The sequence below is a fragment of the Micromonospora wenchangensis genome (assembly GCF_002210435.1).
Classification (GTDB): Bacteria; Actinomycetota; Actinomycetes; order Mycobacteriales; family Micromonosporaceae; genus Micromonospora; species Micromonospora wenchangensis.
This window is the reverse complement of the sequence record NZ_MZMV01000116.1, coordinates 1-9,445: the sequence shown is the minus strand read 5'-3', so window position 1 is coordinate 9,445 and position 9,445 is coordinate 1. Positions and strand designations below refer to the sequence as shown.

General features: G+C 73.1%; 7 protein-coding genes. All 7 read left to right on the top strand.

Annotated elements, in window-relative coordinates; all coding sequences use genetic code 11:
* The coding region (locus B5D80_RS34025; RefSeq protein ID WP_211291727.1) for a hypothetical protein at positions 1-244 on the top strand (244 nt) is incomplete at its 5' end.
* Positions 241-1,362, top strand: coding sequence for a DNA alkylation repair protein (locus B5D80_RS32165; RefSeq protein WP_088647689.1), 1,122 nt, complete (start codon positions 241-243; stop codon positions 1,360-1,362). The genes B5D80_RS34025 and B5D80_RS32165, both read left to right, overlap by 4 nt.
* Positions 1,359-5,408, top strand: a complete 4,050-nt coding sequence (locus B5D80_RS32160) for an aminotransferase class I/II-fold pyridoxal phosphate-dependent enzyme (RefSeq protein WP_088647688.1) — start codon at positions 1,359-1,361, stop codon at positions 5,406-5,408. Before B5D80_RS32165 ends, B5D80_RS32160 begins: the two co-directional genes overlap by 4 nt.
* A gap of 92 nt (positions 5,409-5,500) precedes the next feature.
* On the top strand, positions 5,501-5,806 hold the full coding sequence (locus B5D80_RS32155; protein ID WP_088647687.1) for a hypothetical protein: 306 nt from the start codon (positions 5,501-5,503) through the stop codon (positions 5,804-5,806).
* A gap of 101 nt (positions 5,807-5,907) precedes the next feature.
* Positions 5,908-7,005 (top strand): class II histone deacetylase, encoded by a 1,098-nt coding sequence (locus tag B5D80_RS32150; protein ID WP_088647686.1) that lies wholly within the window; start codon positions 5,908-5,910, stop codon positions 7,003-7,005.
* A 14-nt stretch (positions 7,006-7,019) separates the two neighbouring features.
* Entirely contained in the window at positions 7,020-7,853 is an 834-nt protein-coding gene (locus tag B5D80_RS32145) for a thioesterase II family protein (protein ID WP_211291726.1), read from the top strand.
* Positions 7,854-7,979: 126 nt separating this feature from the next.
* Positions 7,980-9,431: an MFS transporter gene (locus B5D80_RS32140; protein WP_088647690.1), complete on the top strand. Its 1,452-nt coding sequence runs from the start codon at positions 7,980-7,982 to the stop codon at positions 9,429-9,431.
* Positions 9,432-9,445 lie beyond the last annotated feature (14 nt).

Here is a 9,445-nt window from a genome sequence, read left to right as displayed (position 1 = left end):
CTACAACCAGGGTCTGGGTGAGATCGACTGGGCGGGGGTGCATCACGGGAAGGGGCACCGCACCACCACCATTCCCACCTACCCGTTCCAACGGCAGAGATTCTGGGTCCACGGTGGAGCGGACGGGGCGGCCGACGGCTCCCCCGCCCGGCCGGCTTCCGGGAGACAGAAGCCATCCAGACATAAGATCCACCTTTATCCGCCCGCCCGGGAAAACCACGTCGACAAGGACCGGATGTCATGACTACGGAATACGGACTCAAGCGTCACTTCAACGGTGACGCCGCCCGCCTCATCGGCGGCAAGATCCGCGAGGTTCACCCGGACTTCGACGTCGATGAATACGCCGTCGAGGTGGAGCGTCGCATTCCCGGAAAGGAGCTGAAGGACCGCGTCCTGGTCCTGGCGGAGGGGCTGCGCAGCCGGCTCCCCGAGGACTATCCCGAGAGCGTGAAGATCATCCTGGCCATCCTCGGCGACGAACTCGCCGAGGGCGAGGGGATGTTCAACGTGAGCTGGTACCTCATGCCGGTGGCCCGGTTCGTCGAGGAGTACGGCCTGGACCACCCCGAGGTGTCCCTTGACGCACTGGTCGAGATCACCAAACGGCACACCGCCGAGTACGCCATCCGCCCCTTCATCGAGCAGCACCACGAGCTGACGATGAAGCGGATGGCCGACTGGGCCCGGGATCCCAGCCACAACGTCCGGAGAATGGCGAGCGAGGGGGTGCGTCCCCGGCTTCCCTGGGCGCGTACGCTCACCGCCTTCGTCCGGGACCCGCAGCCCGTACTGGAGATCCTCGAACCGCTGCGCAGCGACCCCTCCGAGTACGTGCGCAAGTCGGTGGCGAACAACCTCAACGACATCTCCAAGGACTCGCCCGACGTCGCGCTGGCCACCGCGTTGCGCTGGTCGCAGGAGAGCCCGACCCCGGAGACCACCTGGATCGTCCGGCACGCACTGCGCACGCTGGTCAAGAAGGGTAACCAGGAGGCGCTGGCGATCGTGGGCGTCACCGGCGGCGAGCACATCCGGGTGCCCGCGATGGGGCTCCACCCCCGCACCCTGGCGCTCGGTGAGTCGACCATGATCCGTCTCGACGTCGAGAACACCGACAGCCGCCGGCACACCGTCACCGTGGACTACGTCGTGCACCACGTCCGCAAGAACGGCCAACGCATCCCCAAGGTGTTCAAGCTGACCACGCTGGACCTCGCCCCCGGCGAGCGCCGGGCGGTGGAGAAGTCGCACCCGGTCCGGGAGGTCTCCACCCGGCGCTACTACCCCGGCGAACACCTCGTCGACATCCAGGTCAACGGCCAGGTGCTGGCCACTGACAGATTCGACCTCCGGCTGTGAACGGCCACCGTACGCCGCTCGCCGCCGACCACCCGGTGCTGCGTGACCACCGGATCGGCGACACGCCGGTCCTGCCCGCGGCGGCGCAACTCGACGCGATGCTCAGCGCCTGCGCGGCGACCCGGGAGGGCGGGAGCTGGCAGCTCGACCGGGTGGCGTTCCTCGCGCCGCTGCCGGTCGCGCCCGGCGGGTCGGTCGAGATCGAGACCGTGCTCACCCCGGCCGGGGAGTGCACGCTCACCTCGTGGCAGCCGGACGGCTCCGGCCCGGTCCTGCACAGCCGGGCCCGGGCCACCCGCACCGCGTTGGCCCCGCCGAGCTACCGGGACGTGGCGGGGCTGCGCGCCGGCTGCGCCGACGAGGTGCCGCTCGCCACCGTCGACGAGTGGCGGCGGAGCAGCGGCATCGCGTACGGCCCGACGTTGCGGGCGATCCGAGCCGCGCACCGGGGGCCCGACCGGATGCTGGCCGTGCTCCGCGCCTCCGGCGGGCTGACCGACCGGCACTTCGTCCCGCCGCCGCTGCTGGACAGCGTCTTCCAGTGCCTCGGCATGCTCGACGACGGCACGGCGGGGGCCTGCCTGCCCTGGTACGTCGGACGGATCACCGCCCGCCGGCCGGTCACCGGCACGGTCCTGGCCCTGGTCGAGCGGACCGACCCGGCGGGCGGGGCCGGCGGCGCGGTGCGCGGGCGGGCCACGGTCTGCAACCAGCAGGGCGAGGTGTTGTTGGAGCTGGACCGGATCGTCCTCAAGGCGGCCGGCCCGGCCACCGCCCCGGCGGCCCCCCACCGGCAACCCCCGTCGACCCGCCCCACCCCTGCACCCACCGACCCGTCTCAGGTCGACCCGCCTCCCGCTGATCCGGCGTCAGTCGACCGGGTGCCCGCCGGCTCGGTCACCGCCGTGGCCTGGCGGCCGGTCGTCCCCACCCCGGAACCGGCCACCGACCCCGGTCGTACCTGGGTGGTGTCGGGGGAGGCCGGCGTCGAGTCGTACGAGGGTGGGCCCGTCCTGCTCACCCCGGCCGACCTGGACGACGTCCACCTCGACCGGGCACTTGCCGAGACGCCGCCCGCCGAGGTGGTCTACGTGGCACCGCGCGGCGGGCGGGACCGGGCGGAGGCCGTCGCCCTGTTGCACGGCGTCTTCACCCTGGTCCGGCGGCTCGCGGCGCAGCCGCCCATGCCGGCCCTCACCATCGTCACCAACGCCGCCCAGCAGGTCACCGACGGTGAGTCGATCGAGCCCGGACAGGCCGCGCTGTGGGGCCTCGCGCGTACCCTGCGGATCGAACACCCGCAGGCCCGGGTCCGCCTCGTCGACATCGGCCTGGGCGGCGGCACAGAGCCGCCGACCCTCGACGAGGTACGGCACGGCGAGGCGGAACTCGCCTGGCGGGACGGCTCCTGGTACGCGCCCACCCATCCGGCGGTGCCGGTCGTACCCGGGCGGTCGGCCCGGTCGTTGGCCGGTGGCCGGTTCCTCGTCACCGGTGGTCTGGGCGGCATCGGCCTGCACGTGGCGGAGTTCCTGGCCGGTGCGGGCGGTGCCCACCTCACCCTCCTCGGCCGCACGGTACCCACCGAGGGGCCGACCAGGGTCCGGCTGGACCGGCTCGCCACCACCTGCGACCTGCGGATCGTCGCCGCCGACGTCCGTACGCTGCCGGACGTGCTGCGCGGCGCGGAACCCTTCGACGGGGTCTTCCACGCCGCGGGTGTGCTGCGCGACGGGTTGGCGCGCAGCCTGTCGGCGGAGCGGATCGACGAGGTGTTCGGGCCGAAGATCGGTGGGGTGCACGCGCTCGACGAGGCGTTCCCCGCCGACGCGCGACCCGGGTTCGTCGTGCTGTTCTCCTCCATCTCGGCGACCCACGGCAACCTCGGCCAGAGTTCCTATGCGACCGCCAACGCCTACCTCGACGGCTACGCCGCGCGCCGTCGGGCCGCCGGGGAGGCGTGGTACAGCCTCGGCTGGGGTCTGTGGCGGGTCGGCATGGGTGCGGGGATCGCCGACGCCGCGGCGGCACGCGGCATCCCGGCACTGACCGCCGCCGACGGCATCGCGCTGCTGCGGCACACCCTCGAACTGACTCCCGCGAACTACGTCGTGTCCGCAGTCGACGAACCGGAGGACGACCAGATGACCACCGTGACCCCCGTCGAGACCCGGCTGTGGCCGGCGTTGTCGGAGATCCTGAAGCGGACCCTGCACGTCGACCAGGTGTCGCCCGAGGACAACCTGCTGGAACTGGGGCTGGACTCGATGATGGCGGTCGAGGTCTCGGCCGCGCTGGCCGGTGAGGGGCTGGACGTCGACCCGGTGGCCATGTTCGACCACCCCGACGTCGGGGCGCTGGCCCGGCATCTGGAAGGACTGCCCCGCCACCCGTCGGGCCCGGCCGCGCCCGCCACCCCGGCCCCGCCCGTCACCGGCCCGCCCACCCCGGCCGCGCCCGCCACCCCGGCCCGCCCCGTCGCCGCGGTACCGGTGGCGTCGTCCTCCGCCGTGCCGGTGGGCGGACGGTCCGGGTCCGCCGCCGTGCCGGCCGGATCATCCGCCGGGTCGGGTGGCGCGTCGCCGGGCCCGACGACCGCGTCGGGGACAGCGCGCTTCGTGCCGGACTGGGACCGCTACCGCGACGTCGACGCCGCCGACGGGCGTCCGCCCCGGCCCGGCCACCGGGCGGGGACGGGTCCGGCGACGGGGAACCCGGGGACGAACGGGCACCGGCCGGCGGCGGGTCCGCCGGCCGCCCGGGAGCGGCCCACCGGGCCGCCCGGTGCCGCCGTCCCGGTCGGCGCGTCGGTGCCCCGCCGCACCCTGCCCGGCCGGCTCGGCGACCACCCGGACGGCTCCTTCCTCGACCGGCGCATCGACGCGTTGTCGGTGGACGACCGGGTGGTCATCGCCCAGGACGACTACTTCTACGAGCCGGTCATCGAGGAGTCCAAGGGTGCCTGGATCAAGTTCGACGGCCGGTGGTTCCTGAACTTCGCGTCGTACAGCTATCTCGGGCTGATCGGCCACGACTACATCAACCACCAGGCGCAGCGGGCCCTGGAGCGGCACGGCACCGGCGCGCACGGCGTGCGGCTGCTCGCCGGCACCCTGCACCTGCACCGCGAGCTGGAGCTGGGCATCGCCCGGTTCCTCGGGGCCGAGGACGCCATCGTCTACACCAGCGGCTACATGGCCAACGTGGCGACGATCGGCGCGCTGGTCGGGCCGGGCGACGTGGTGATCGGCGACGTCTACAACCACGCCAGCATCCTGGACGGCTACCGGCTGTCCGGCGCGACCGTGATCACCTACGCCCACAACGACCTGACCGACCTGGAACGTGCCCTGCGCCGGGCGGGTGACGCCGGGAAACTGGTGGTCACCGACGCGGTCTTCAGCATGGACGGTGACATCGCCGACCTGCCCGGCATCCTGGCGCTGTGTGAGCGCTACGACGCGCCGCTGATGGTCGACGAGGCGCACAGTCTCGGTGTGCTGGGCGCCACCGGGCGGGGCATCACCGAGCACTTCGGCATCGATCCGGCCCGGGTCGCGGTCAAGATGGGCACGCTGTCCAAGACGGTGCCCAGCACCGGCGGCTACGTGGCCGGCTCCAGCGACCTGGTCTTCGCCCTGAAGAACAACGCCCGGGGCTGGATGTTCTCCGCCGCCGGCACCCCCATGCAGGTGGCCGCCGCGCGGGCCGCGGTGGAGGTGATGGAGGCGGCCCCGCAGCTCACCGGGGAACTGCGGGCACTCACCGACAGGTACCGGGCGACGCTGCGCGGTCTCGGCTTCGACACCCTGGCCAGCGAGACACCGGTGGTGCCGATCATCTGCGCCAGCGCCGGGCAGGCCCAGGAGATGGCCCGGCTCTGCCAGGCCGAGGGCATCTTCGTCCAGCCCATTGTCTATCCCACCGTGCCCAAGGCGCTGCCCCGGCTGCGCACCATCGTCAACCTCAGCCACTGCGCCGACGACCTCGACCATGCCGTCGCCGTCTTCACCCGGGCCGGCCGGCAGGTCGGGCTCATTCCCTGAGAACTGCCGGCGCGCTCCGACCGAGACCCACCCGTGTTGCCGGCCGCCCGACCGGGCGGCCGGCGGAGGAACCCCGTCGAGAGGAGAACGCAGTGAGTGACATCGACAGCAGGGCCTTCTTCGGTGCCGTCCTGAAGGCTGTCGCCTGCACCCGCAACCACAACACCGACGAGACCGGCTACGCCGAGGGGGTGCTGACGCCGACCGCCCGGATCCGGGAGTTCGAGAAGGAACTCGGCGACCGGGCCCTCACCCGGGCCGAGGCCGAGCAGGTGCTGGGCTGGCTGGACGCCACGTTCCGGGCCAAGCTCACCCCCGCCGAGGAGCGGGAGCACTACCACCGGTACATCGCCGAGGTGTCCGGGGTGACCCGGGCGCCGGCCACCGTCGCCGCCTGACCGGCGGCGTCCGGTCCGGGGTGCGCCGCCGACCCGGTCCCGTCGGTGGCGCCCCCCGGCCACCCGCCCCTGCCCGATGTCGAGCGCCGAGGACGTCGCCCATGTCGAAGCTCGCCTGGTACAGCCACGAGATCTGCTTCTGGCACGACCCCGGACCGGGATCGGGCTACCTGCCCGTCGGTCCGGGCATCGAACCCCTGCGCCAGCACGCCGTCGACCCGGACCTGCGCCGGGCCGAGGGACTGGTCCGGCTGGCCGGGGTGCTGGACCACTACACCCCGGTCACCCCCGAGCCGGCCACCGACGACGACCTGCTGCTGGTGCACGTGCCGGAACACCTCGCCCGGGTCGAGGCGGCCTCCGCGCTCGGCGCGGGCGACGCCGGGGTGTACGCGTACGTCAACCACCACAGCGCCCAGGCCGCCCGGGTGGCCGCGGGGGCCGGCGCGCAGGCGGCCACCGCCGTGCTCGACGGACGCTTCGACCGGGCGTACTGCCTGGTCCGGCCGCCCGGACACCACGCCGAGCCGGACCGGGCGATGGCGCTGTGCCTCTACAACAACGTGGCGGTCGCCGCGCGGGCGGCGCAGCGGCACGGGGCACGCCGGGTGCTGGTGCTCGACTGGGACGTGCACCACGGCAACGGCATCCAGCGCACCTTCTACGAGGACCCGGACGTGCTCTACGTCTCGATCCACCAGGAGGGGCTGTTCCCACCCGCGTCGGGGCTGGTCACCGAGACGGGCACGGGTGCCGGCGCGGGCCGCACCCTCAACGTGCCGTTGCCCGCCGGTTCGGGGCACGAGGCGTACCTGGCGGCGCTGTCCCGGCTGGTCGTGCCGGCGGCGCGCGCCTTCCGCCCGGAGCTGATCCTGGTCGCGGCCGGTGTCGACGCGAGCGGCCACGACCCGATGGGTCGGATGATGTGCACCAGCCGGACCTTCCACGCGATGACCCTGACGATGTGCGCGCTGGCCGACGAACTCACCGGTGGGCGGATCGTCTTCGTCCACGAGGGCGGCTACTCGGCCTGGTACCAGCCGACGCTGGTGTTGGCCATCGCGTCGGCGATCGCCGGCCTGCCACCCCCGCCCGATCCCTTCCTGCACTCGTTGGAGCACCTGCCCGGGCAACGGCTGCGACCGCAGCAGAGCCGAGTGGTCGAGCACCTCGAGGCCCACCACCCGATGCTGACATGAGGAGGGCGGAGCCGATGAACGGCTGGTTGATGCGGGTGGGCGCGGGCCTGCGGCACCCGGTCGAGGGCGGGTCCCACTCCGCCCGCCCGGCCCGCGGCGGACCGTGGGCGCGACTGATCGCGTTGCCGCACGCCGGTGGCTGGCCGTCGGCGTTCCGCACCTGGCGGCCGGTGCTGCCGGCGGGGGTCGAGCTGCTGGTCGCCCAGTTGCCAGGCCGGGGGCTGCGGGCCGGGGAGCCGCCGCTGCGCCGGGTGGCGCCGCTCGTCGCCGGCCTCAGCCGCGCCGTCGCGGAGCTGCCACCGCTGCCGTACGCCGTCGTCGGGCACAGCTTCGGCAGTGTGCTGGGCTACGAACTGACCCGGGCGATGGAGCGGCTCGGCCGGCCGCCCCGGCTGCTCACGGTGTCGGCCCGCCAACCACCGTGCTTTCCCAGCGAGCCGCCGTTCGCACACCGCCGGACGGACGACGAACTGCTGGAACACCTGGTGGAGATCGGCGGGATCGGCCCCGAGCTGCTGCACCGGGGGGACCTGGTGCGCCCCGCGCTGGCCGCGATCCGGGCCGATCTCGAAGCCATGGAGACCTACCGCCGGCCGCCGACGGGGGTGGCGGTGCCGATCCTGTCGCTGGGCGCGGTGGATGACCCGGTCGTCGTCGCCGACCGGCTGCACCTGTGGTCGCTGGAGACGACGGGGGTCTTCTCCCGCCTGATGTTCACCGGCGGCCACTTCTACCTGTACGACCCGGACACCGCGGCGACCATCGCGGAACATCTCTTAAACCTTTGTTTCCCCCATATGGCGGAACATCAAGAAATGTCCCACCCCAGTGCGATGCTCTCGCACTGACCACTCCGCACCATCCAGAGAGGAACCACCTTGGGCACCACGAGCGAACCGCAGCACCGGGCGAGCACCCGGGAATGGCTGGGCCTGGCAGTGCTGGCACTACCGACGCTGCTGCTCTCCATCGACATGAGCGTCCTGCACCTCGCGGTGCCGCACATCAGCGAGAGCCTGCTGCCCAGCGCGCCACAGATGCTGTGGATCATCGACATCTACGGCTTCATGATCGCCGGCCTGCTGGTGACCATGGGCACGCTCGGTGACCGCATCGGCCGGCGTCGGCTGCTACTGATCGGGGCCGCCGCGTTCGGGGTCGCCTCGGTGATCGCCGCGTACGCCGACAGCGCCGCCATGCTGATCGCCGCGCGCGCCGCGCTCGGTATCGCCGGCGCCACCCTGATGCCGTCCACCCTCGCGCTGATCAGCAACATGTTCCAGGACGCGAAGCAGCGGGGGATCGCGATCGCCGTCTGGGTCACCATGTTCTCCGTCGGCATCGCGCTCGGCCCGGTGGTCGGCGGCGCGTTGCTGGAGTATTTCTGGTGGGGCTCGGTCTTCCTGCTGAACGTGCCGATCATGGTGGTGCTGCTGCTGGCCGGCCCGCGCCTGCTGCCCGAGTACCGGGACGCCGACGCCGGCCGGCTCGACCTGACCAGCGTGGCGCTGTCCCTGGCCACCATCCTGCCGGTCATCTACGGCCTCAAGGAGCTGGCCAAGGACGATCCGGGCCTGCTGCCGGTGTTCGCGATCGTCGCCGGCCTGGCCGTCGGCGTGTTCTTCGTCCGCCGGCAGCGGGGCCTCACCAGCCCGCTGGTCGACCTGCGGCTGTTCCGCAACCGCGCGCTGACCACCGCCCTGGTGGCGATGCTGTTCAGCATGCTGATAGCCGGTGGGACGTACCTGTTCGTCACGCAGTACCTCCAGCTCGTGGTGGGGCTCTCCCCGCTGCGGGCCGGGCTGTGGCTGCTGCCGGCGGCGATCGCGCTGATCGTCACCTCGATGCTCTCCCCGGTGCTGGCCGGGCGCTTCGCCCCGGCGCACGTGGTGGCCGCCGGCCTGGCCGTCTCGGCGGTCGGGCACCTGAGCCTGGCCCTGCTCGGCAGCGAGGGCGGGCTGACCCAGCTGGTGGTCGGCTTCCTCCTGGTCTACGCCGGGGGCGGGCCGCTGATCGCCCTCGGCACCGACATCGTCGTCGGGTCGGCACCGCCCGAGCAGGCCGGCTCCGCCTCGGCCGTCTCGGAGACCAGCACCGAACTGGGCATGGCGCTCGGCGTCGCCATCCTGGGCAGCATCGGCGCGATCGTCTACCGCAGCCAGGTCACCGTCCCCGAGGGCACCGCCGCGGGGGACACGCTGGCCACCGCCGTCGCCGCCGCCGAGCGGCTGCCCGGGGAGGTCAGCGCGACGCTGCTGGCCTCCGCCCGGGAGGCGTTCACCGGCGGGCTGAACGTGATCGGCGCGATCAGCACCGTGATCACCGTCCTGCTCGCCGTGGCGGTGCTGACCATGGTCCGCGTCCGGCCGGCCGCGCCGGACGACGTCCCGGTGGACGACACCGTACCGGCGCGGTCGGCGTCCTGACCCGCGTTCGCCCC